Genomic DNA, 22838 nt, shown 5'->3' with positions numbered 1-22838 from the left:
GGGGCAGAAGTGCAGCGCATCGTCCCTACCCAGGGATGATCCCTCTCCGCCATAGGGACTAGGGCGGAAATCAACTGCCAAGTGGAGGTAAAGGCGATTTGGCCTGCCTACAGTCGGAAGGTACTCCAAGAACAATCTACGAAGGGGAGCCACCCGTGTTCGGATGGCTGGGGCGCGGTGTCGTACGACACCCATGGTGGACGATCGTCGCGTGGCTCGTCGCGGCGACCGCCCTGGTGGTGTTCGCCCCCAAACTGACCACCAAGTCGGACCAGCAGGCGTTCCTGCCGGGCAAGTACGAGTCGGTCGCGGCGTCGAAGCTCGCGGAGAAGGCGTTCCCGAGCGGCGACCAGAAGTTCAGCCGCGAGATGGTCGTCGTCAAGCGGAGCGACGGGGGCTCGCTGACGACCGCCGACCAGCAGAAGATCGGCGAGGTCGTCAAGGCCATCCAGGCCAAGGCGATTCCGCAGGTCCAGCAGGTCGTCACCAGCCCGCAGATGCTGTCGCAGAACCGCAAGGTTCAGCTCATCGTCGTGGGACTGCCCAACGGGTTCGACAGCAAGACGCAGACGAAGAACCAGGACGCCGTCAAGCAGATCCGCAGCGTGACCGCCGACCAGCTGAAGGGCAGCGGGCTGGCGTACGGCGTGACGGGTAACTTCGCGTCCAGCCTGGACAACCAGAAGTCCCAGCAGCAGACGATGGCGCTGATCGGGATAGCGACGATCCTCCTCATCATCACGCTGATCGTGATCATCTTCCGCAGCCCGATCGCCGCGCTGCTACCGATCATCGTGATCGTCCTGGTGTCGCAGGTGGCGAACGCGGTCACCGCCTTCATCGGGAAGGCGTTCGACCTGAGCTTCGACGAGGGCTTCAACACGATCATCCTCGTCGTCCTGTACGGCATCGGCACCGACTACATCCTGTTCCTGCTCTTCCGGTACCGGGAACGCCTGCGGGCCGGTGAGGACAAGAAGACCGCGATGATCACGAGCGTCGAGCGGGTGGGCGAGGCCATCGCCTCGGCCGCCGGCGCCGTCATCGCCGCGTTCATCGTCCTGGTGCTCGCCTCGTTCAAGGCGTTCGGCGCCCTCGGTCCCCAGCTCGCGATCGCCGTCGGCGTCATGTTCATCACGTCGCTGACCCTCGTCCCCGCGGTCGTGTCGCTGATGGGCCGCGTCGTGTTCTGGCCGTCGAAGGCGTGGAAGAAGGAGCCGAAGCCCGGCCTGTGGGTGCGCGTCGGCAACGGCGTCGGACGCCGCCCGCTCGTCGCCGCGGTCGCCTCCGGCCTCGTTCTCGCGGCCCTCGCCGCGGGCGCCCTCGCTTTCAAGGCCGACTACGACTTCCAGGCCGCCGCCCCGCAGAACACCGAGTCGGCCAAGGCCCTCAAGGACTTCCGGGCCAGCCTGCCGTCCGGTCTGACCGCTCCGACCGAGGTGTACGTCCAGGGCAACGGTCCGCTCGACAAGAGCGCGGTCCAGAAGTTCGACCAGACGCTGCAGGGCACCAAGGGCGTCGGCCAGGTGTCGCCCCCGCAGTACAACGCGGACCAGTCCGTCGCCAAGATCACCGTCATCCTCAAGCTGAACCCCAACTCGAACGAGGCGATCAGCCTGGTCAAGGGGCCGTTCCGGGACCTCGCCCACCAGAACGCACCGCCGGGCACGAAGGTGCTCGTCGGTGGGACCACGGCCGCGTTCGCGGACATCAACGAGATCAACAACCGCGACCTGTCGGTCATCCTCCCGGTGGCGGTGCTGCTGATCGGCCTGATCCTCGCGCTGCTGCTGCGCGCGCTGGTCGCTCCGGTGTACCTGGTGATCGCGGTGCTGCTCGGCTTCGCGGCCACGCTCGGCGCGACCGTCGGGCTGTTCCAGGGGATCGAGGGCAAGGGCGGGCTGATGTTCCAGCTCCCGATCATCCTGTACCTCTTCGTCCTCGCGATCGGCACGGACTACAACATCCTGATGATCGCGCGGCTGCGCGAGGAGGCACGCGAGGGGCACGAACCGCGGCGTGCCGCCGCGCTCGGCATCCAGCACGCCGGACCGACCGTCGCGGCGGCCGGTGTGATCCTGGCCGGTACGTTCGGGGTGCTGACCCTGTCGCCCGACTCGATGTCGGCGGAGATCGGATTCGGTGTCGCCATCGGCATCCTCCTGTCCGCCTTCGTCATGTCGGCGTTCTTCGTGCCGTCCATCACGGCACTGATGGGTCACAAGGCCTGGTGGCCGGGGCACGGTGACGCCGTTCGCCGGACAGCGGAACCGCCCGCGATGGAGCCGTACGACATGGCCGATCGTCGGGGCTGACCCACTGGGGTCGCGCCCGTACGTGCTGGTCGTAGCACTTCCTAGTAGTTGGTGGCAGTTCGCACGGTGAAGCCCCGGCGGCGCAGTCGCGTCGCCGGGGCTTCACCGTTCTGGAGATTCCGTCGGTCAGGGGCCGCGCCGGGTTTGGCGGATCGACGGTGAGGTGTCGAGCGGGGTCAGGTGCCGCTTGAGGGCGAAACGCCGGACGGAGATGGGACGTGGGACGCAGGCGGATTGCCGGCCCCAGGCGGATTGCCGGACGCCTTGAGCGCGGCCAGGAACCACTGAGCGGCCCGTACCGGATCGGTCTTGGTGGGCCGGCCGTTGATCACGGCGAGCAGTGTCCAGTAACGCGATACGCGGGCATTCGCGCCGATACGGAGGCGCTCGGCGAGCCATGACCGGAAGTCGCCGTCGTCGCGGCGTCGATGAGCGTCGGCGAAGACGGCGACCAGCTCTTCGACGATGGGCCCGGCCTCCGCGGCCGTCGACGAGATGCCGGTCGCGAGCGCCCTGCCCGCGAGTTCGACGACGGCCTTCTCGGCCTGCCGCCAGCTCGACGGATCGCCCCCATCAGCGCCGGAGACGCGATCGGCGGCGTGTCTTTCGAAGGCCTGCCGGACGTCCGCGCGGAATTCCTCGTCGCCGACCAACCGGGCCAGCTCGACCCAGGCCTCGATCTGTCCCGGCTCGGCGGCCTCCGGCAGATCCGGCAGCATCGATCGCAGATGAGCCGCGAAGCCCGGCTCCATGTCGAGCCCTCGGGTCGCCTCCTCGATGAGGTCGGCCACCGTCCGGCGACGCTGTTCGGCGGACAACCTGGCCAGCCGGTTCGCGCGCGCCATGTCGGCGGCGTCCGCATCGTTCGTGACGACGTGACGCAGCACGGCCTGGCGCACGCGCAGCGCCTGAATCTGCACTTCCAAGGCGGCGATCTGCCGATCGGCGGCCTCGCCCAGAGTCTCCGCACCGGCGAGCACACGAGCGACCGTGGCGAGATCGACACCGAGGTCGCGGAGAGTCCGGACGAGTTCCAGCCGGGTCAGCGCCTCCCGGTCATAGATCCGGTAACCGCCGGCCGTCCGACCAGTGGGCGGAACCAGCCCCGCGTCGGAGTAGTAGCGGACCGTCGGCACCGACAGACCACTGAGCCGGGCCACCTGGCCAATGGTGTAGCAGCCGTCCTCGTTCACACCGTCCAGCCTCACGCACTTCCCGCGGATCTGCGGCCTCCGAGCGTCGGCCTACGACGTCCGGCCTGCTTCCGGCGCCAACCGGTCCAGAATCAGGCGGACGACCCGATCGGCGTCCTCCAAGTGCACATCATGGCCGGTATCGACGTCCACCACGGACAGCAGGGGCGTCACGGCCTCCGCTGCGGACAGTTCGTTGGCGAAGCCTCGCTGATACGCCGGGAACACCGCGGCGACGTCGGGTGGCAGCAACTCGACCATGCCTCGGCCGGCCGATGCGACCACCACCAGCGGACAGCGCGCCGCCCGGTAGGTAGCGAAAAGATCAAGGTTGCCCAACTCGGCCACCAGTCGCGCCAGTGCGGAATCATCGGCCTGCCGTACGGAGCTCTCAAGGAAGTCACGCATGGTCTTCTCGGCGGCTCGCGCCGCCTCAGCATCGAGCCCGTCGAACGGGCCGATCGGATTGGTGTGGCCGTCGAGATTCACCGCGAGAGGACACTCCGGATGCCGCGTCGCCCATAGGGCCGCGACCAGCCCGCCCAACGAATGTCCCACCACGGCCGGCCGTTCCAGCCCGCGGTCATCGACGACCGCGGACAGATCCTTCAGCCCGGCATCCCACGACCACAGCCCCGGCCCGGACCGTCCGTGCCCTCGCAGGTCTGCCGTCACCACCCGCAGCCCGGCCTCCACCAGCGAGGGTACGACCAACCGCCAGTCCTCCATGCTGCGGCCGCCCCCGTGCAACAGCACGACCGCATCACCGGATCCGCCGTGATCTCGAACGGCGAGTCCGATACTCCCTGACATCACCGTGTGTTCCGAAAACGATGCGACTGTTTCGGGCATCACGCCTCCCGGTCTTCTGTCCTGGCCTTCTGTATTGATCAATCAGCGGTTTCCGAGCAGCGTTGGAGGTCTGCGTCGGCATCCGTGATCGGCGCCGCGTCGGGGATCCTCGGTGCGAGGTTCCTCAGCGGGCTCTGCGACCGACCCTGGAGGCTCAAGTCGCTTGAGACTCAACCCCGACAGCCAGACCGAGTTCGCCGGCCGCGCCGTCTTCGGCATCGGCGCCGGTTGTCCACAGGGTGATGCGACGTGCTGTCATCGGTGTCATACGGGCGGTAGGAAGGTGGGGTGGGTTCCGGCGAGGCGGGTTCAGGTGGGGCGGCATCGGCGGCTCAGGCTCTGGAATCGATCCAGGCGGGGCTGGCGATGCTGGCCGCCTGTGACATCGACGCCTCCCCGGCGGCGGACATGGGCGAGGAGAGCGCGCTGATCATCCGGGCGATCGGATGTCTGCAACTCGAGGCGGCGCGCAGACTCGGCCGGTTCGACGCGTTGGGCGGTCCGGCGGCCGATGGCTGCCCATCCCTCACCGGGTGGCTCGGACGGCGATGCCGACTGCGCCCCTGGGAGGCCAGACAGCTCTCCACCCTCGCGGCTCGCCGTCCCCTACTGGCCGACACGCTCGCCGCCTTCGAGGGCAGCGAAATCGAATTCGGGGACGTCGCGACGATCGCGGAAGGGATCGATCGAGCCGCTGACACGATGACCGACTCCTGGACTCCCGAGCGCGTGGCGCAGACCGCCCAGCCGGCCCTTCTTGAGTTCGCCTCCGCGGGGACGCCGGGGCAGCTGCGCAAGGCCGCTACCCGGATCGCGGTGACGCTCGACGGTGAGACCGCCGAGCGACGCCGCCGCCAGATCGAGCGGCAGTCGTTCCTCAACGTCGGGCAGGGCATCGACGGCATCGGACTCCTCAGCGCCGAGATGGGCGCCGAGGACCTCGCCATCGTGGAGAAGGCGATCGATGCGTTCGCGCCGGCGCCGAACGCCGAACTACCGCGCTGGCAGAACCTCCCCGGCCATCGGCGGCTGCGTGGGCTGGTCACCGCCTGCCAGGTCGCGTTGAAAGCGGCCGGGCGACACGGGTACCGCGAGCGCGGTGGCGCCCCGGTCCGGGTCCACGTGATCGCCAGTAAGGCCACCGTCGATCCCGACGTGCCGGCCGCTCAGGCCCCAGCGGGCCGCACCGAATTCGGCACCGTCCTGACCGCCGCGCAGATCCGGGAGATGATCCAGCGCCACCACGCCGGGATCCATCAGATCTTCATCGGGCCTGACGGCTCGGTCGCCGACCGGTTCACCGCCAATGGACAGCCGCTCAACTGGGGCCGAACCCGTCGACTCTTCTCCAGCGACCAACGCGACATCTACCTGGCCCTGCACGACACCTGTGCGGCAGAGGGCTGCGATCGGCCACCCGCTTGGGCTGACATCGACCACAAGCAGCCCTGGGCGCAAGGCGGCCGCACCGATCTCGACAATGGCCAGCCGCTCTGCCGCTGGCACAACCTCCAAAAGCAGAACCACCAGGACCGCGCAGGTCCCACCCGCGAGAAGCCGCCGGACCCACCGGACGGCGAACCACCGGACTCGGATGGCTGAGTCTTCTCGGATGACTGCGCCTTTGAGTGAGCTTTCTCAAAGGCGCAGTCATCCGAGGGCTGCACCGCTACTCAGAGTCGGCGTCTCACCATGTACAGATGTTCCCCGTGAGGCAATCGACTCCTCACGGGGAAACGACTACTCAGCGCGGGAAATAACCACGTGGCGCGGGCGCCCGCTACGTGGCGCAAGGGGCAGCCCGTAGCGCGAGGGACAGCCCGCGCAGGACAGCCCGCGCAGGACAGCCCGCGCAGGACAGCCCGCGCGGAACAGCCACGTAGCGCGAGGAGCAGCCACGCAGCGGCGGTCAGCCGCTTGCGAGGAAACCGAGAAGGTCCTGTCGGGTGATGAGACCGGCCGGCTTGCCGTCGACCAACACGACGGCGGCACCGGCGTTCTCCAGGACGCTCACGGCCTTGCTCACGCCTTCTCCTGACCCCACCATCGGCAGCGGTGGCGCCATGTGGTCTCCCAACGGGTCCTCCAGACCCGCCTTGCCGCTCACCAGCGCCGCGAGAAGGTCACGCTCCCCCACGGAGCCGACCACCTCGGCGGCCATCACGGGCGGCTCCTCCTTCATCACAGGCAGCTGGGAGACGTCGTATTCGCGGAGAATCGACACTGCGGTGCCCACGGACTCGTGCGGGTGGACATGCACGAACTCCGGCAGCACGGAGCCCTTACGCGCGAGCACGTCGGCGATGCGCGGCTCCTCGGTCTCGGAGGTGAGGAAGCCGTAGTCGGCCATCCAGTCGTCATTGAAGATCTTTGACAGGTAGCCCCGTCCGCCATCGGGAAGCAGGACGACGACCACGTCGTCGGGACCGGCCTCGGCCGCGACTCGGAGCCCGGCCACGACCGCCAGCCCGCAGGAACCGCCGACCAGCAGCCCCTCCTCCCGGGCCAGCCGCCGGGTCATGGTGAACGAATCCTTGTCGCTCACGGCGATGACCCGGTCACAGATGTCGCGGTCGTACGTCTCCGGCCAGATGTCCTCGCCGACGCCCTCGACGAGGTACGGCCGGCCGGTGCCGCCGGAGTAGACCGACCCTTCCGGGTCCGCGCCGACGATCTGGACGCGCCCGCCCGAGATCTCCTTGAGGTACCGGCCGGTTCCCGTAATGGTGCCGCCCGTGCCGATCCCCGCGACGAAGTGCGTGACCCGCCCCTCGGTCTGCGCCCAGATCTCCGGGCCCGTCGTCTCGTAGTGAGAGCGCGGATTGTTCGGGTTGGCGTACTGATCTGGCTTCCAGGCCCCCGGAATCTCCGCGGCGAGGCGATCGGAGACCGAGTAATAGGAGTCCGGGTGGTCAGGCGACACCGCCGTGGGGCACACCACGACTTCCGCGCCGTACGCGCGAAGCACGGCGATCTTGTCGTTCGCCACCTTGTCTGGGCAGATGAACACGCACCGGTACCCCCTCTCCTGGGCCACGATGGCGAGTCCGACGCCCGTGTTGCCGGAAGTGGGTTCGACGATCGTGCCGCCTGGTTTGAGGGCGCCTGACTCCTCGGCGGCCTCGACCATGCGAACGGCGATGCGGTCCTTTACCGACCCACCCGGATTGAAGTATTCGACCTTGGCCAGAACCTGCGCTCTGGCTCCGGTCGTAACATTGCGGAGGCGTACCAAGGGGGTATCCCCGATGAGCTCCGTCAGCGAGTTATGCACGTGCACCAGCGACGTCCCTGTCGTCGGCAATAGTTCTGCTCAGACCGTACCTCACCTACCATCATCACGGTCCGTACTGCAATCGTCGCAGTTTGTTGTTACGGTCTCTCCACGCGTGGACAACCCTTCGGGAGACGACCATGACGCCAAGCAGCCGACGGCGCGACGGGTGTTCCGGACCGCCCCCTCTCACCTACCGGCGACACGCTGGACGCTCGCGGCACGGCATCGCGGTCGTCTCCCTCCACTTCGCCATGCTGTCGGCCGCTCTCGGGTGCTCAACGTCCGACCAGGCCGATCCGACCTCCGCCACCGCTGAATGGCAGGACGCATCCGCCGGTGTCGTGAGTCGGCCCACCGTCGGCGGCGGCGTCACTGCGGTCACCTCCCTCGACGGCGACGGGCGGCTGCGGACGATCGTCTTCGACCTCGCCACCGGGCAACGCCTGTGGTCTCGGCCGGCCTCGACGTCAGGTCGCCCGGCCGACCTGGGCATCGCGCCGGCGGCCGTGGCCGGGCCGCCGAACCGCGCCGTCGTGGGAAGCGTCGAGCCAGGATCTTCCGGGGCCGCTGTGGTCGGCCGGGATGTCCGTACCGGGAGACAGCGATGGGCGCGCCCGGTCGGGACGACGTTCGGGCCTGCGCGATGCGGTGACTCGCTTTGCCTGTCGGAGTTCACCGCCGGGAAGAACGCACGGTTCGCGGTGCTCGATCCCGTCACGGGCAAGACGTCCTGGACCATGCCGGGCGTCGCCGAGGTCGAATGGGCCGACCGCCGACGCGTGGTGGTGTTCCGGATCGCCGCACATCCGGTAATCGAGGCTCACGACCTGGCGAGCGGCCGGTCGCTGTGGTCGTTCCCCGTCGAGCAGGCTCTCGGCGGCACGGTCGACCTGTCCGGCGGCTGGTCCTTCGGGGCCCTCGACGACGACCTGATCGGCTATCTCGCCCCCTTCCGGACACGTCAGGGGGCACCGCTGTCGGCGTTCGGTTTCTTTTCCCTCCGCATGGAGGACGGCGTGCTGCAATGGGTCCACCGCCGGTCGCTCCGGCTGTACCCGAGCGCCAATCCCGCAGTGGCGCTGGTGACCCGTGACGTCGACGCCAATGACCACTATGGCGGTTTCACCCAGTTCGACCCGCGCACCGGCCGAGCCGTGGCGGCGATCCCGGCGCCACCGCGCTCCGATCCCGACCGGTGGCCCGCGTTCCCCGCCGACCTGTCGGCACTGGGTCTGCTCCAACCGGGCCATCCTGGTCAGGCATACGACCTCCGGACCGGAGGGCCGATCGCCGGGCATGTCCGGGCGTGGTCGTTCTGCACGGTGACACCGTCACCGCTGAAGATCAACGGAAGCACGGGGTTCTTTCCGGTCCCCGCCGTGTGTCCGTACGACATGATGACCGGCCGAAGACTCGCGTCCGCCGGACCGCCCCCTGGCTGGTACACCGGCGCCGTCGACGGTTGGCGAGTGTGGCGCGATGAGCGCGGCGGCCTGCACGGTCGGCATGACGCCGACGGCACCGTCCCTGGAATGCTCGGTTAGCCGCGGGCGCAGCCCGATCAGCCGCCGCACAGGCGCCGGCACGCCGGAGGGGACTCGTATCCGCCGGCACACCGGATGGGACCAGACGGGACCCGCATCGGCCGGCGCACCGGATCGAGCTTGCATCCGCCGAGCCGAGCTGTGCCGCGCCCCGTCCCGCCCCGCCCCCATCCCCGTCCCGCCCTCAGCGTCCTTGCTCAAGGGTGTTCGCAGAAGGCCGGTGAATGACCCACGGTTCTTGCGGCACCGACCCCTGAGGCGATTCGCCTGACGCCCGGGTATTGCCGAGTCGATGACCCTTCGATTAGCTACCCACCAGTAGGTTCGAGCGCCGATACGCAGTAGCCTGCGAACGAGGCACAGGGCCACCGGTGCCCGGTCGGCCAAGGAGGAGGAGATCCATCATGCCCGAGGCTGTCATCGTCGCGACCGCTCGCTCCCCGATCGGGCGAGCGTTCAAGGGGTCGCTGAAGGACCTGCGTCCCGACGACCTCACCGCCCGCATCGTGCGGGCGGCGTTGGACAAGGTTCCGCAGCTGGATCCGAATGGCATCGATGACCTTCTGCTGGGCTGCGGTCTGCCCGGCGGCGAGCAGGGCTACAACATGGCTCGCGTGGTCGCCATTCTCCTTGGATACGACCGTGTGCCGGGCGCCACGATCACCCGCTACTGCTCGTCTTCCCTGCAGACCACGCGGATGGCCTTCCACGCCATCAAGTCCGGCGAGGCCGACGTGATCGTGTCGGCCGGGGTGGAGATGGTCAGCCGGTTCGCCAAGGGCAGTAGCGACGGCCTCCCCGACACCCAGAACCCGCTGTTCTCCGAAGCCCAGGCCCGTACCGCCAAACGCAGTGAAGGCAACGCCGAAACGTGGCACGACCCGCGGGAGGACAGCACGCTTCCGGACGTCTATATCGCGATGGGCCAGACGGCGGAGAACGTCGCCCAGCTGCGCGGCATCAGCCGTGCCGAGCAGGACGAGTTCGGCGTGCGCTCGCAGAACCGCGCCGAAGAAGCGATCAAGAACGGCTTCTTCGAACGTGAGATCATGCCGGTCGAACTGCCGGACGGAACCGTCGTCGCCAAGGACGACGGCCCGCGCGCCGGCACGACACTGGAGAAGGTCTCGCAACTCCAGCCGGTCTTCCGCCCGGACGGCACGATCACCGCGGGTAACTGCTGCCCCCTCAATGACGGTGCGGCCGCGGTCATTGTGATGAGCGACACCAAGGCCGCCGAACTCGGCATCACTCCGCTTGCCCGCATCGTCTCCTCTGGCGTGTCGGCGCTGTCGCCGGAGATCATGGGGCTCGGGCCGGTGGAGGCGTCACGGCGCGCCCTGAAGAACGGCGGCCTGACCATAGACGACATCGATCTCGTCGAGATCAACGAGGCGTTCGCCGCGCAGGTGATCCCGTCGTACCAGGACCTGGGTGTCGACATCGACGAACTGAACGTCAACGGCGGCGCGATCGCGGTCGGTCACCCGTTCGGCATGACCGGTGCGCGGATCACCGGCACGCTGCTCAACGGTCTCCAGTGGCACGACAAGACCTTCGGTCTGGAGACGATGTGCGTCGGCGGGGGCCAGGGAATGGCGATGGTCTTCGAACGTCTCAGCTGAACCCCGCGGCTACTGCGTGAGACCGGGCATGCGATGGGCGCGCCGCCGTGGAGACCGGACGCCGTCGGGGCGACCGGCGCTCCCACGGACGTGGCCTGACGTCCGGTGTTGCGCCGTGGCGGCGCGAGTCGCGCCCGCCCCGACCCCCACCGGGCGGCCCGTTCACGAGAAACCCTCCGGCGAGACACCATCGCCGGGGGGTTTCGTTAGCAGTTCGTAACTTATCAGGGACGGTATGCAATCAAGGATCTACGTCCCGTGACAGAAAGGTCTCCCTCGGGGGGTTGTGCGATTGGGATCGCTGTTGCAGAGTCATCACAAGCAGCACGCCCAGCCAGGAGGTGCCTATGTCTTTGAACCACTCACCGGAGACGCACAAGAATCTCATCGCACGCATCCCGAAAGTCACAGGACGTGACCTCCCCGAGTGGTTCGAAGCCATCGACAACGGCCCCGCCTTCCTACGATGCGACGAGAGGGTCAACTGGCTGGCCGACGAACACGGGCTATCTCACGGGTACGCGTCCGCCCTCGTGCACGAGCACGAGCTGCACCGCCGCGCCGTCCGCTTCTGAGCGGGGTGGACCGGCGTAGGGCACTCGACTTCATCGCGAAGCACCATCGAGCGGTGATGGTGACGTTCCACGCCGACGGGCGCCCGCAGACCTCACCCGTTCTCTGCGCGGTCGATGACGCGAGTCGGGTCGTCGTCAGTACCCGTGAGACTGCGGTGAAGACGCGCAACGTGATGCGCGAGCCTCGCGTGACCTTCTGTGTCTTCACCGACGCCTTCTTCGGCGAGTGGATGCAGGTCGACGGCGAGGCCGAGATCGTCCGTCTGCCCGAGGCCATGGAGCCCCTGATCGACTATTACCGGAAGATCTCCGGCGAGCATCCCGACTGGGACGACTATCGCGCCGCGATGGAGCGAGATCGCCGGGTCGTCATCCGGGCAACGATCACCCGCGCCGGCCCCGACACTCACGGCTGACATGACGCTGACGCCCCCGCACGAGCGCGGGGGCGTCACCGTACTGCTCCATCCAGAAGGCGGCTCGGCCCGGACAGCAGCCGACCCGGGCGGCGGCCGACCCGACTCGACGGACCACACCGATGCACCGTCGTCCTCGATCGACTACATCGATGCGCCCCGACGCACCCCGCCAGAGTGACAGGGCTCCGCCGCCGTACTTCAGTCGCGACTGTAGAAGTACGACAGGAACCGGAGCAGCTCCAGATAGATCCAGACCAGGCTCAGGGTGAGTCCGAACGCGGCGAGCCACGAAGCCTTCTCCGGGGCGCCGGAGCGAACGCCGTCCTCGATGGAACTGAAGTCCAGCAGCAGGTAGAAACAGCCCACGAGGATCGCTGCGACGCTGAAGATGATGCCGAGCGGACCGTTCTCCCTGATCCCGATGCCGCCGACGTGGAAGATCGATACCAACAGGTTGAGCACCATCAGGCCCAGGAGCGCGAAACCGGCCGCGATCACGAAACGCACGAACTTCGGTGTGACGCGGACGATCCGGAAGGCGTACACCGCGAGCATCGCGCCGAAGGCCAGCGCGGTCCCGACCACGGCCTGGAGGACGACCCCGTTGTAGACGGAGTTGTAGGCGTGGCTGATCACACCCACCGCCACGCCGTACGAGGCTGCGAAGCCCAGCACGAGGACCGGATTGACCTTGCGGCCGAACGTCAGGATCGCCCAGAAGATCAGACCGACGATCACGGCGGCGGCCGCGACGGCGTTCGCGATGCGCTCCGGCACGAAGACCCATGCGAGTGCGCCGGCCACGACGAGCGTGCCGAGCGTCAGGAACGAACGCACGACGACGTCGTCGATGGTCATGGTCCGGGGCGGCGCGTACGCGGGCGCGTTGTACATCGCCTCGAGCTCGTAAGCGCTCGGCACTGGTCCCGATCCCTGCCCGAAGGCGCCACGCCGGGAGAAGACCGGATTTCTACTCTCCATGCAATACCCTCCCGACTCGTTGTCGATCACGTTAACGACCGGTCGTGGTCGCCGTGTTCCCGCCGCCACGGTGGGTCACCCGCCACTCTGTACGTGGAACCACAGGGTGCTCCGACGTAGCGAGCATTCCCCTGATGGGGGCGATGACCCTCGCAGACCGCCCCGGCCGGACCGCTTGGCCGACGGGATCGAAGCGCCGTGCAACGGCCACCGGCGAACAGACACCCGCGTGCGACGCTCACGCCATTAGAGTCGCAGGCAGCCGGTCTATATCATGGATCGCCTGGATCGGCGCGGCCGGTATCGGTCGCGAATCGGCAGACCGATACCGGCTGCACCGGCAGGCAGATAAGCCTCCGGGGGCGCCTTGGACCAAACCTGTCGACTCCTCCGTCGACACCTGTCAAGACAACAGTGCCCCCGGTCGGAGTCGAACCGACACAACCGACTCTTTTAGGGAGTCTGCCTCTGCCTGTTGGGCTACGGGGGCGGCGTAATCATACCGGGCATGAGCCAATAAGGGACCACCCAGTAAATGCGACAAATAACGCCTATTAGTGCCGCGCCCTAAATACAGGCCGAATACCGCTCAGTCTTTCCGTGCCGCGAGCTCGAACTCTTCGCGTGGCCGCTGGATGGCACCGAGCGACACGACCTCACGCTTGAAGAAGAAGGCGAGAGTCCAGTCGGCGGTCACCCGTGCCTTGCGGTTGAAGGTCGGCACCCGGGACAGGTGGTACGTACGGTGCATGAACCATGCGAGCAGACCACGCATCTTGATCCCATAGATCTGAGCGACGCCCTTGTGCAGGCCGAGACTCGCGACGGATCCGGCGTACGCGTGTTTGTAAGGCTGCAGTTGCCTGCCCCTCAGCGACGCGACGACGTTGTCCCCCAGGGTCTTGGCCTGCCGAACCGCGTGTTGAGCGTTCGGCGCGGTGAACTCGCCGGGTTTCGTCAGGTCGGGGACGGCCGCGGTATCGCCTGCGGTGAATGCGTCGGACACGCCTTCCACCGTCAACTCGGCGGTCGCCTTGACCCGGCTCTTCTCATCGACCGGAAGGTCGGTCCGCTTAGCAACGGGATTGGGCTTCACGCCGGCCGTCCAAACGAGGGTGCCGGCGTCGAATTCCTCTCCGTCGCTGAGCACGATGTGATGGCCTTCGGCGGACTTGAGGAGCGTCTCGAGCTTCACCGCGATACCGCGCTGACGCAGCGCATCGACGGTCCACCGGCCCATGTCCGCGCCGACCTCCGGCAGGATGTGGTCGCTCGCCTCGACGAGGACCCACCGCATGTCGGACGGCTCGATGTTCGTGTAGTACTCGCAGGCGTCGCGGGCCAGGTCCTCGAGTTCGGCCAGCGCCTCGACGCCCGCGAAGCCGCCGCCCACGAATACGAAGGTCAAGGCCCGCTTCCGCGTCTGCGGGTTCGCGGTGGAAGCCGCGATGTCGAGCTGGGCGAGGACGTGGTTGCGCAGGTAGATCGCCTCACCCACCGTCTTGAATCCGATACCGCATTCGGCGAGACCGGGGATCGGCAGCGTTCGGGAGATCGATCCCGGGCAGAAGACGAGGATGTCGTAGGACAGTATGCGCGTCTCCGGTGACCGATCCGCCTGGCCGCCGCCCACCCCCTCCGCGGAGGCACCGCCCACGATCTCGACCCACGCCTGGCGGTTCGCATGCTCGATGCGGGTGACGCGGCCGTTGAGGATCGTCGCTCGTGGCAGCACCCGCCGCAGCGGGACCACGACGTGCCGCGGCTCAAGGTTGCCCGCCGCCGCCTCCGGCAGGAACGGCTGGTAGGTCATGTACGACTGCGGATCGACGACCGTGATCTTGAGCTCGCCGCGCTTGAGCTCTCGGCGCATCTTCTTGTGCAGGCGGAGGGCGGTGTACATGCCGACGTAGCCGCCACCGACGATGAGCACATGCTTGGCCATACCGGTTTCGGTACCCATGGGATCCTCCGGAAACTGCCCCGCACTTTGTGAAAGTTTTCACAACCTACGCTTTAACCGTACTCCGGGACGATCCACGATGGGAGAGACACCCTTGTGAATCGCATCACGTACGAACCACTCGGCCCAGTGCCGCGTCAAACAGGGAGAAAGAAGCCGAGGCGAGTGACAGGCGGGGCCACGGGGGCTGTCCAGTGGAAGCGGGGGCTCCACTGGACATCGCTCCGCCCGTCACTCGCCCGGCCTGGCTCTTTCGTCCTGAGCCCCTGGGGCGGACGTTGTGTCCCGCCCCTCGCCGCACTGCGTAAGTCCTGGGTCCCCGCGGGGCATGCCGCGCAGACCAGCCGGGCAGACTCAGCCGGACCCGCCCACCGCCGACCCCGCGTACTCCCGGGCCCGGAGGAACACGGCATCGAGCATTTCCTCGGTCACTCGCCCGGTGAAGGTGTTCTGCTGGCTCGGGTGATAGCAGCCCAGGAGAAGGGTCGATCCGCCACCTGGCGCGGCCAACGGAACCTCGACGCCGTGGCCGAACGCGGGCCGGGGTCTGGGCAGCGCGTACCCGGCCTCATTCAACGCCGGCCACAGCGCCTGCCAGCCATACCCGCCCAGCACGACGATCGCCCGGACCGTGTCGGCCACGAATCGCAGTTCCCGTGCCAGCCAAGGGAAGCAGGCGGCGCGTTCGGCAGGCGTCGGCTTGTTGGCGGGCGGCGCGCAGCGCACCGACGCGACGACACGGGCCCCGAGCAGCCGCTGGCCGTCGCCGGCATGGGTGCTGGTGGGAATCGCCGCCAGCCCGGTCCGATACAGCGACGCGAAGAGCCAGTCGCCGCTGCGGTCGCCGGTGAAGATCCGTCCCGTGCGGTTGCCGCCGTGGGCGGCGGGTGCGAGACCGACGATGAGGACGCGCGGCTCGGGGTCGCCCCAACCGGGCACCGGCCGTCCCCAGTACTCCTCCTCCGCGTACGCCCGGCGGCGTTCGACCGCGACCTGTTCGCGCCACGCGACGAGGCGTGGGCAGGCACGGCACACCGACTGCCGGGCGACGAGTTCGTCGAGCGTGGGCGCGGCGGCCGCGAGGACGCGAACGTCCTCGGGCGTCCGTGCGACGGGTGTCTCGGGTCCAGCCGGATCCTCAGGGTGCCCGGACCCCGGCGGAACGAAGGGGGCGTTCAACCCACCAGACATCCCATCAGGCACCCCACCGGAGATCCCATCAGGCATCTCGTCAGACCAGCGACCAGGCGATGCCGTCGAGGATGTCCCGCTCGCTCACGATGAGGTCGGCGAAGGCGTACTCGCGCATGATGCGGTCGAGGATGAGCGCTCCGGCGCCGATGACGTCCACTCGCCCAGGGTGCATCACGCCGATCCTGCTGCGCTCGTCGTGCGTCGAGCGGAGCAGTGTCCGTGTCACGTCGTGCACCTCCCGCGCCTTGATCCGAGACAGGTGGATGCGCTCCGAGTCGTACTCGGGCAGGCCGAGTGCGATGCCCGCCACCGTGGTCACCGAGCCGGCCAGGCCGACGAGGGTGCGCGCCTCGGCGACGGGAACGGCGGGGAGGTCGCCGGGGGTTCGGTCGGCGGCGGGTTCGGGCAGGGGTGGGGCTTCGGTGCCGACGCGGGCGCTCACCGCCGGATCGGCGGTGGCCGGACCGCGTCCGGGGAGCCCGCTCGGACTCACCGCCTCCGGCTCCACCTCTCCGTGGCGCACGCTGGCGAGGGCGGCGTCGATGTCCGCGACGGCCGCGGCGACCTGTTCGGGTGAGGGCGGATCGGAGCGGAGGTGCCGCTCCGTGAGCCGCACACAGCCGATGTCGACCGAGCGCGCGGCCTCCACCTCCGTGGTGCCGAAGACGAACTCGGTGGAGCCGCCGCCGATGTCGACGACGAGGTACGGGCGCATGGGCCGAAGTGACGACAGGTCCTTGGTCGCGCCGATGAACGAGAGGCGGGCCTCTTCGTCGCCGGAGATGACTTCGGGTTCCACGCCGAAGATGTCGACGACGCCCCGAACGAAGTCGTCGCGGTTGGTCGCGTCACGGGTCGCGCTCGTGGCGACGACCCTCGTCTTGATCGGGGTGCCGGTGACGTCGTGTGCGGCGATCAGCTTCGCGTAACCGCGCATGGCGGCGAACGTGCGGTCGAGCGCCTCGGGAGCCAGCCGGCCGGTCTCGTCGACGCCCTGCCCGAGGCGGACGATCTCCATTCGCCGTTCGAGGTCGGTCAGCCGACCGTCCGCGATGTCGGCGATGAGCAGACGAACCGAGTTCGTACCGCAGTCGACCGCTGCGACGCGTGTCGCTGTGCTCACGATTCGTTCGCCTCCCGGCGCACCTCGTCGGCGCGGCGGCGCCGCGCTCCGTCACCTCCGGCCGAGCCGCCCCGGCTCGGCACCTCCACGACGTCCGTTACGGCCGCCACCCTCGGCGCAACACAGATCATGACAGTCCTTGACTCTTCGTGTCACCAGTTTCCGAAGAGCGTTCACCTTCGGGGCCGCTCGAAGCCGGACGCGGACCGGAGGCCGCGCACGGGCCGGTACGCCACCAGTCGGGCAGTGCCGCCAGCGCCTCCCCGCCGAAGGGATTCGCCCCGGGTACGGCGAGTTCGTGAGCGACGAGGGCGTGCAGGCACTTGATCCGGGTCGGCATGCCACCCGCGCTCTGCATTCCTTCGGGGAGCGGCTCGACGCCCTCGTCCTCGGCGGCGACATCACGGCGATCAAGGTAGTCGCGGTGCGCGGCCTCGTACGCCGCGGCCAGCTCCGGATCAGCGGCCAGCCGGTCCGTCATCTCGCGCATCAGCCCACTGGCCTCGAGCGTGCCGATCGCCGAGGCGGCTTTGGGGCAGGTCAGGTAGAACAACGTCGGAAATGGCGTGCCATCGGGCAGTCGCGGCGCGGTCTCGACGACGTCGGGCAGCCCGCAGGGGCAGCGATGGGCGACCGCCCGCAGCCCCCGGGGCTCACGGCCCAGTTGCGCGGCCACCGCCGCGACGTCGCGTTCATCGATCACCGGTACGTCCTCCGGAGTCACCCGACAGGTCCCGCCTGCCGGCATACGCCCGCACCGCCGGAACCTGCATCCGCCGAATCCTGCCCTGTCGAACGTGCGCCGTCTCCAACCAGGCCCGGCTGAAACCCGCGGAGCCGGCCCACCGCAGTCGGCCGCCGCTCGAACCGGCGGCCCTCGAAGTGGCACCACTCGGCCCTGTGCCACCAAGCCGGCACCCGCTGGAACCCGCTTCGCCGAGGGCGCTGCACCGAATCAGGATGCCAGCCGAACCCGAATAACGCCTGAAAGGGTATGCGGTCAGCGACGGCGATCGGCCGCGTCCACCGACCGCCACAACGTGACGTACCAGGGCGGGGTGGGCGGCCGACGCTTGGGACCGGCGTCCTGGCCACCGTTCTGGCCCCCGCCCAGCACCACGTAACACTTCGCCCCCGGGTCGCACATGTGCAGCCGGCGACGGGCCTCGCGTTTGATGTACGACTCGTCGCCGAGCCGCTGCTTCTGCCGGGAGAGCTGCTCGACCTGAGCCTGCGCCACGCGCTGCTGCACGCGCAGCTGGGCGATCTCCCGGCGCTGGGCGATGTATTCCCGGACGGGATAGGCGAGGCTCAGGGCGATGGCGCATGCGACGACCGCCAGGATCGCGGCGCGGCTCGTCAGATGAGTCCGCCGCGCGTCCCTGGCGTTCCGCTCAGGCGGTCGTCGCTTCGCCTCTGCCATCGGTGCGGGCTCTCACTCCCAGTGAAATCGGGGGAAGGCCGCCGCACCGGCGTACCGCGCGGCGTCGTCGAGGAGCTCCTCGATGCGCAGCAGCTGGTTGTACTTGGCGACCCGGTCGCTCCGCGCCGGGGCGCCCGTCTTGATCTGGCCGCAGCCGGCGGCGACCGCCAGGTCGGCGATCGTGGTGTCCTCGGTCTCGCCCGAACGGTGGCTCATCATCGTGCGGAAGCCGTTCATGTGGGCGAGGCTCACCGCGTCGAGGGTCTCGGTCAGCGTGCCGATCTGGTTGACCTTGACGAGGAGAGCGTTGGCCGATCCGGCGTCGATGCCGCGCTGCAGGCGCTCGGGGTTGGTCACGAACAGGTCGTCGCCGACGATCTGAACGCGGGTCCCCACGGCGTCGGTGAGGGCCTTCCAGCCGCTCCAGTCCTCCTCCGACAGGGGGTCCTCGATGGAGACGAGCGGGTACGCGTCGAGCAGCTCACCGTAGTAGGAGGCCATCTCCTCGGCGGACCGCTTGCCGCCTTCGAAGGCGTACACGCCGTCGGAGTGGAACTCCGTCGCGGCGACGTCGAGGGCGAGCGCGATGTCGGTGCCCGGCCGGAAACCGGCCCGCTGGACGGCCTCGAGGATCAGGTCGAGGGCGTCACGGTTGCTCGGCAGCTCGGGGGCGAAGCCGCCCTCGTCGCCGAGCCCGGTCGCCAGGCCGCGCCCCTTCAGGACGGACTTCAGCGCGTGGTACGTCTCCGCGCCCCAGCGCAGCGCCTCGCTGAACGTCGACGCGCCGATCGGCGCGACCATGAACTCCTGGATGTCGACGTTGGTGTCGGCGTGGGCGCCGCCGTTGAGGATGTTCATCATCGGCACCGGCAGCAGGTGGGCGTTGGGCCCGCCGACGTAGCGGAACAGCGGAAGGTTCGCCGCCTTCGCCGCCGCCTTGGCCACCGCCAGGCTGACGCCGAGGATGGCGTTGGCGCCGAGGCGGGACTTGTCCGGGGTGCCGTCGAGGTCGATGAGCGCCTGGTCGATCAGGCGCTGGTCGTCCGCGTCGTAGCCCAGGATCTCGGGGGCGATCTCGTCGAGTACGCCGAGGACGGCCTTCTCGACGCCCTTGCCGTTGTAGCGCTCGCCACCGTCGCGCAGTTCGACCGCCTCGAACTGGCCGGTCGAGGCGCCGCTGGGCACTGCGGCACGTGCTTCGCTGCCGTCGTCGAGCAGCACTTCCACCTCGACTGTGGGGTTACCACGCGAGTCGAGGATCTCCCGAGCGTGTACGGCATCGATCGACGACACTTGAGCTCCTTGTGATCACTGCCAAACGTTTCCGCCCCGAGCCTAGCCAACCTGGGTAGGGCGACCGTGCAACGCCACCCCCGTTGCGCCTTTCTCGTCCGCCGGGGACCTCTGATGGCCGGATCGTGCCAGGGGAGACCCCGCCCGTATCGACGAGCGCCCAGCTGGCACCCCTTCGCCCCGTAGTTGGACGGTTACACCCGTATCGCGGCTACTTGACGCTTACTTCGTGCGCCTTGTCTACTTAAGCGACCAATCACACCTGTTCGATCGACAAAATGGGAGTAACAATGAAACCGCGGTTCGCGGCCTTCGCCCTTGCCCTCCTCACCGGCACCGGGCTGCTCACCGCGTGTGGCGGCGGCGACAAGGCGTCCGGCTCCTCCTCCGGCGACGACACCACCGTCAAGCTCGGCTTCTTCCCCAACATCACCCACGCCACGGCGCTGGTCGGCGTGCAGAAGGGGATCTTCACTAAGTACCTCGGCAAGGCGCCGAAGACGGTCACCTTCAACGCCGGTCCGGCCGCCACCGAAGCGATCTTCTCCGGGGCGGTGGACGCGACGTACGTCGGCCCGAACCCCGCCATCAACGCCTTCGTGAAATCGCACGGCCAAGCCATAAAGATCATTTCTGGTACGGCCAGCGGCGGCGCCGCCCTGATCGTCAAACCGTCCATCAAGTCCGCCGCCGATCTGCGCGGTAAGAAGATCGCCACGCCGCAGCTCGGCAACACCCAGGACGTCGCCCTGCGCTACTGGCTCAAGCAGCAGGGCCTCAAGACGGACAAGACCGGCGGAGGCGACGTCCACGTCGTCCCCCAGGACAACTCCCAGACCCTGCAGGCGTTCGCGCAGGGTCAGATCGACGGGGCCTGGGTGCCGGAGCCGTACGCCTCCCGGCTGGTCCTGGAGGACAAGGGCAAGAAGCTGGTCGACGAGGCCTCGCTGTGGCCGGGCGGCAAGTTCGTGATCACGAACCTGATCGTGCGCACCCAGTTCCTGAAGGAACATCCCGACCTGGTGAAGAAGCTGCTCGAGGCGCAGGTCGAGGCGACCGACTACATCAACTCCGACAAGGCCGGCGCGGAACAGGCCGCCAACGCGGAACTGGCGTCCTTGACCGGCAAGCCGCTCAAGCAGGCCGCGCTGGACGCCACGTTCAAGAACGTCACCTTCACCAACGACCCCATCGCGTCGTCGCTGAACGCAAGCGCCCAGCACGCCGAGGCGGTCGGCCTGCTCGACCACGTCGACCTGAAGGGCATCTACGACCTCGGCCCGCTCAACGAGGTCCTGAAGGCCAAGGGCAAGCCGGCGGTGAGCGGGTCCTGACGGGGGCTCGCCCGAGGGAGAAGACATGGCTGTGACGACAAGGGACCCAGAGCGTACGACCGCACCCTCGGTGCGGATCGAGGGTGTCTCCAAGGCGTACGGCACCGGCGGCGGCGCACTCCTGGCCCTGGACCAGGTGTCGCTGTCGGTCGCGCCCGAGGAGTTCGTCTGCATCCTGGGAGCGTCCGGATGCGGCAAGAGCACGCTGCTGTCGCTGGTCGCGGGGCTGGACCGGCCCACGCTCGGCACGATCGACGTCGGCGGGGCGCGGGTGGGCCTGATGTTCCAGGAGCCCGCGCTGTTCCCGTGGCTGACCGTCGCCGGCAACGTGGAGTTGGCACTGCGCACTCGCGGAGTGCCGAAGGCCGAACGCCGGCGGCGGGCGGCCGAACTGCTGGAGGTCGTTCATCTCGACGGCTTCGGAAAGAAGCGCCCGCACGAACTGTCCGGCGGGATGCGCCAGCGCGTGGCCATCGCCCGGGCCCTCGCCCAGGACAGCGACGTGCTGTTGATGGACGAGCCGTTCGGCGCGCTCGACGCGATGACCCGTGACCTGCTCCACGACGAGCTGGAACGCATCTGGTCGGAGCGTTCCCTGACCGTGCTGTTCGTCACGCACAACGTGCGCGAGGCCGTACGTCTCGGCGACCGCGTCGTCCTGCTGTCCAGCCGTCCCGGCCGCGTGGTCGAGGAGTTCCCCGTGCCGTTGGATCGTCCCCGGCGCATCGACTCCGGCGAGGTCGCGACCCTCGCGGGACAGATAACCGATCGGCTGCGCGAGGAGGTCGGCCGTCATGGATCGTGACATTCAGAACATCGTCGAATCGGTGGTGCCGGGTGGCCCGGTCTCGACGGTGACGGACGTGCTCGACCGTCAGATCGCGGGGCTGGACGCACTGGAGATGGCGGCGCGCTCCCGTCCCGGCCTGCTGCACCGGGCCTGGTCGTCGGTGTGGCCGGTGCTCGCCGCGATCGCCATCGGGATCGGCGCCTGGGAGCTCGTCGTCCTCAGCGGCTGGAAGCCGACGTACGTCCTCCCCGGGCCGGGGCAGGTCTTCCCCCAGTTGGGCAAGGATCTGAGCGAGTCGGCGTTCTGGTCGGGGCTGGCCCTGACCATGCGCCGGGCCGTGGTCGGGTTCGCGCTCGCGATCGTCGTCGGGGCGGTGATCGGCGCGGTGGTGTCACGCGTACGGTTCCTGCGGGTGGCGTTCGGATCGCTGATCACCGGCCTGCAGACGATGCCCTCGATCGCCTGGTTCCCGCTCGCCATCCTGCTGTTCCAGCTCAGTGAGAGCGCGATCCTGTTCGTGATCGTGCTCGGCGCGGCGCCGTCGATCGCCAACGGCCTGATCGCGGGCGTCGACTACACGCCGCCGATCCTGCTGCGGGCGGGGAAGATCCTGGGGCTGCGCGGCTTCGCGCTGTACCGGCATCTGATCCTGCCCGCGTCGCTTCCGGCGTTCGTGACCGGGCTCAAGCAGGGCTGGGCGTTCGCGTGGCGCAGCCTGATGGCGGGCGAGCTCCTGGTGATCATCGGGCATCACACGTCACTCGGCGTCCGCCTGGAGTACGCCCGGGAGAACATCGACGCACCCGACATGATCGCGATCATGATCGTGATCCTGGTGATCGGCATCGTGATCGACCGGCTGTTCTCCGCCGCCGACCGCACCCTGCGCGCCCGGCGCGGCCTCGACCCGTCCTGAACCACCCACGGAGGAGGCGAC

19 protein-coding genes and 1 tRNA gene are annotated in these 22838 nt (G+C 68.5%); 9 read left to right on the top strand and 11 right to left on the bottom strand.

What is annotated here, in order from left to right:
* The first annotated feature begins 155 nt into the window (after positions 1-155).
* A complete protein-coding gene (locus tag ABEA24_RS29260) occupies positions 156-2315 on the top strand; it encodes an MMPL family transporter (RefSeq protein ID WP_345434375.1) in 2160 nt (719 codons plus the stop codon).
* 176 nt (positions 2316-2491) lie between these two features.
* Here the strand turns inward: ABEA24_RS29260 and ABEA24_RS29255 are convergent, their stop codons facing one another.
* Complete coding sequence (locus tag ABEA24_RS29255) at positions 2492-3523, bottom strand: MerR family transcriptional regulator (protein ID WP_345434374.1); 1032 nt, start codon at positions 3521-3523, stop codon at positions 2492-2494.
* A 36-nt stretch (positions 3524-3559) separates the two neighbouring features.
* On the bottom strand, positions 3560-4360 hold the full coding sequence (locus ABEA24_RS29250; RefSeq protein ID WP_345434373.1) for an alpha/beta fold hydrolase: 801 nt from the start codon (positions 4358-4360) through the stop codon (positions 3560-3562).
* Between the two features lie 288 nt (positions 4361-4648).
* Here ABEA24_RS29250 and ABEA24_RS29245 point away from each other — a divergent pair, with 288 nt between their 5' ends.
* Complete coding sequence (locus ABEA24_RS29245; RefSeq protein ID WP_345434372.1) at positions 4649-5962, top strand: HNH endonuclease signature motif containing protein; 1314 nt, start codon at positions 4649-4651, stop codon at positions 5960-5962.
* Between the two features lie 307 nt (positions 5963-6269).
* Here ABEA24_RS29245 and ABEA24_RS29240 read toward each other — a convergent pair whose 3' ends face one another.
* On the bottom strand, positions 6270-7640 hold the full coding sequence (locus ABEA24_RS29240) for a cystathionine beta-synthase (RefSeq protein WP_345434371.1): 1371 nt from the start codon (positions 7638-7640) through the stop codon (positions 6270-6272).
* 134 nt (positions 7641-7774) lie between these two features.
* Here ABEA24_RS29240 and ABEA24_RS29235 point away from each other — a divergent pair, with 134 nt between their 5' ends.
* From ABEA24_RS29235 to ABEA24_RS29220, 4 genes are all read left to right on the top strand, one after another.
* Positions 7775-9181: an outer membrane protein assembly factor BamB family protein gene (locus tag ABEA24_RS29235; protein WP_345434370.1), complete on the top strand. Its 1407-nt coding sequence runs from the start codon at positions 7775-7777 to the stop codon at positions 9179-9181.
* Positions 9182-9585: 404 nt separating this feature from the next.
* Positions 9586-10806 (top strand): acetyl-CoA C-acetyltransferase, encoded by a 1221-nt coding sequence (locus ABEA24_RS29230; RefSeq protein ID WP_345434369.1) that lies wholly within the window; start codon positions 9586-9588, stop codon positions 10804-10806.
* 347 nt (positions 10807-11153) lie between these two features.
* On the top strand, positions 11154-11381 hold the full coding sequence (locus ABEA24_RS29225; protein WP_252777695.1) for a DUF4287 domain-containing protein: 228 nt from the start codon (positions 11154-11156) through the stop codon (positions 11379-11381).
* Between the two features lie 5 nt (positions 11382-11386).
* The gene (locus tag ABEA24_RS29220; protein WP_345434368.1) at positions 11387-11797 is read left to right on the top strand and encodes a PPOX class F420-dependent oxidoreductase; all 411 of its coding nucleotides are present in this window, start codon (positions 11387-11389) and stop codon (positions 11795-11797) included.
* A gap of 201 nt (positions 11798-11998) precedes the next feature.
* Here ABEA24_RS29220 and ABEA24_RS29215 read toward each other — a convergent pair whose 3' ends face one another.
* The 8 genes from ABEA24_RS29215 to eno form a co-directional block, all read right to left on the bottom strand.
* The gene (locus ABEA24_RS29215; RefSeq protein ID WP_345434367.1) at positions 11999-12781 is read right to left on the bottom strand and encodes a Bax inhibitor-1/YccA family protein; all 783 of its coding nucleotides are present in this window, start codon (positions 12779-12781) and stop codon (positions 11999-12001) included.
* A gap of 415 nt (positions 12782-13196) precedes the next feature.
* Positions 13197-13271, bottom strand: a tRNA-Leu gene (locus tag ABEA24_RS29210).
* Positions 13272-13370: 99 nt separating this feature from the next.
* A complete protein-coding gene (locus ABEA24_RS29205; protein WP_345434366.1) occupies positions 13371-14744 on the bottom strand; it encodes an NAD(P)/FAD-dependent oxidoreductase in 1374 nt (457 codons plus the stop codon).
* 354 nt (positions 14745-15098) lie between these two features.
* Positions 15099-15935, bottom strand: coding sequence for a uracil-DNA glycosylase (locus ABEA24_RS29200; RefSeq protein ID WP_345434364.1), 837 nt, complete (start codon positions 15933-15935; stop codon positions 15099-15101).
* 40 nt (positions 15936-15975) lie between these two features.
* A complete protein-coding gene (locus tag ABEA24_RS29195) occupies positions 15976-17061 on the bottom strand; it encodes a Ppx/GppA phosphatase family protein (RefSeq protein WP_345434363.1) in 1086 nt (361 codons plus the stop codon).
* Between the two features lie 127 nt (positions 17062-17188).
* Positions 17189-17809, bottom strand: coding sequence for a DUF501 domain-containing protein (locus ABEA24_RS29190; protein WP_345434362.1), 621 nt, complete (start codon positions 17807-17809; stop codon positions 17189-17191).
* Positions 17810-18061: 252 nt separating this feature from the next.
* Positions 18062-18484 (bottom strand): FtsB family cell division protein, encoded by a 423-nt coding sequence (locus ABEA24_RS29185; RefSeq protein WP_345434361.1) that lies wholly within the window; start codon positions 18482-18484, stop codon positions 18062-18064.
* Positions 18485-18496: 12 nt separating this feature from the next.
* A complete protein-coding gene (eno, locus tag ABEA24_RS29180) occupies positions 18497-19777 on the bottom strand; it encodes a phosphopyruvate hydratase (protein WP_345434360.1) in 1281 nt (426 codons plus the stop codon).
* Positions 19778-20067: 290 nt separating this feature from the next.
* On the opposite strand from eno, the gene ABEA24_RS29175 reads away from it, so the two are divergent.
* Genes ABEA24_RS29175 through ABEA24_RS29165 form a run of 3 tightly spaced genes read left to right on the top strand, consistent with a single transcriptional unit; the run spans position 20068 to position 22817 of the window.
* On the top strand, positions 20068-21111 hold the full coding sequence (locus tag ABEA24_RS29175; RefSeq protein ID WP_345434359.1) for an ABC transporter substrate-binding protein: 1044 nt from the start codon (positions 20068-20070) through the stop codon (positions 21109-21111).
* Positions 21112-21136: 25 nt separating this feature from the next.
* A complete protein-coding gene (locus tag ABEA24_RS29170; RefSeq protein ID WP_345434358.1) occupies positions 21137-21916 on the top strand; it encodes an ABC transporter ATP-binding protein in 780 nt (259 codons plus the stop codon).
* The gene (locus ABEA24_RS29165) at positions 21906-22817 is read left to right on the top strand and encodes an ABC transporter permease (protein ID WP_425551244.1); all 912 of its coding nucleotides are present in this window, start codon (positions 21906-21908) and stop codon (positions 22815-22817) included. The genes ABEA24_RS29170 and ABEA24_RS29165 overlap by 11 nt, the downstream gene beginning before the upstream one ends.
* Positions 22818-22838: the final 21 nt, after the last annotated feature.

Source organism: Actinoallomurus vinaceus (assembly GCF_039542055.1).
Classification (GTDB): domain Bacteria; phylum Actinomycetota; class Actinomycetes; order Streptosporangiales; family Streptosporangiaceae; genus Actinoallomurus; species Actinoallomurus vinaceus.
This window is presented reverse-complemented; position numbering and strand designations above follow the sequence as displayed.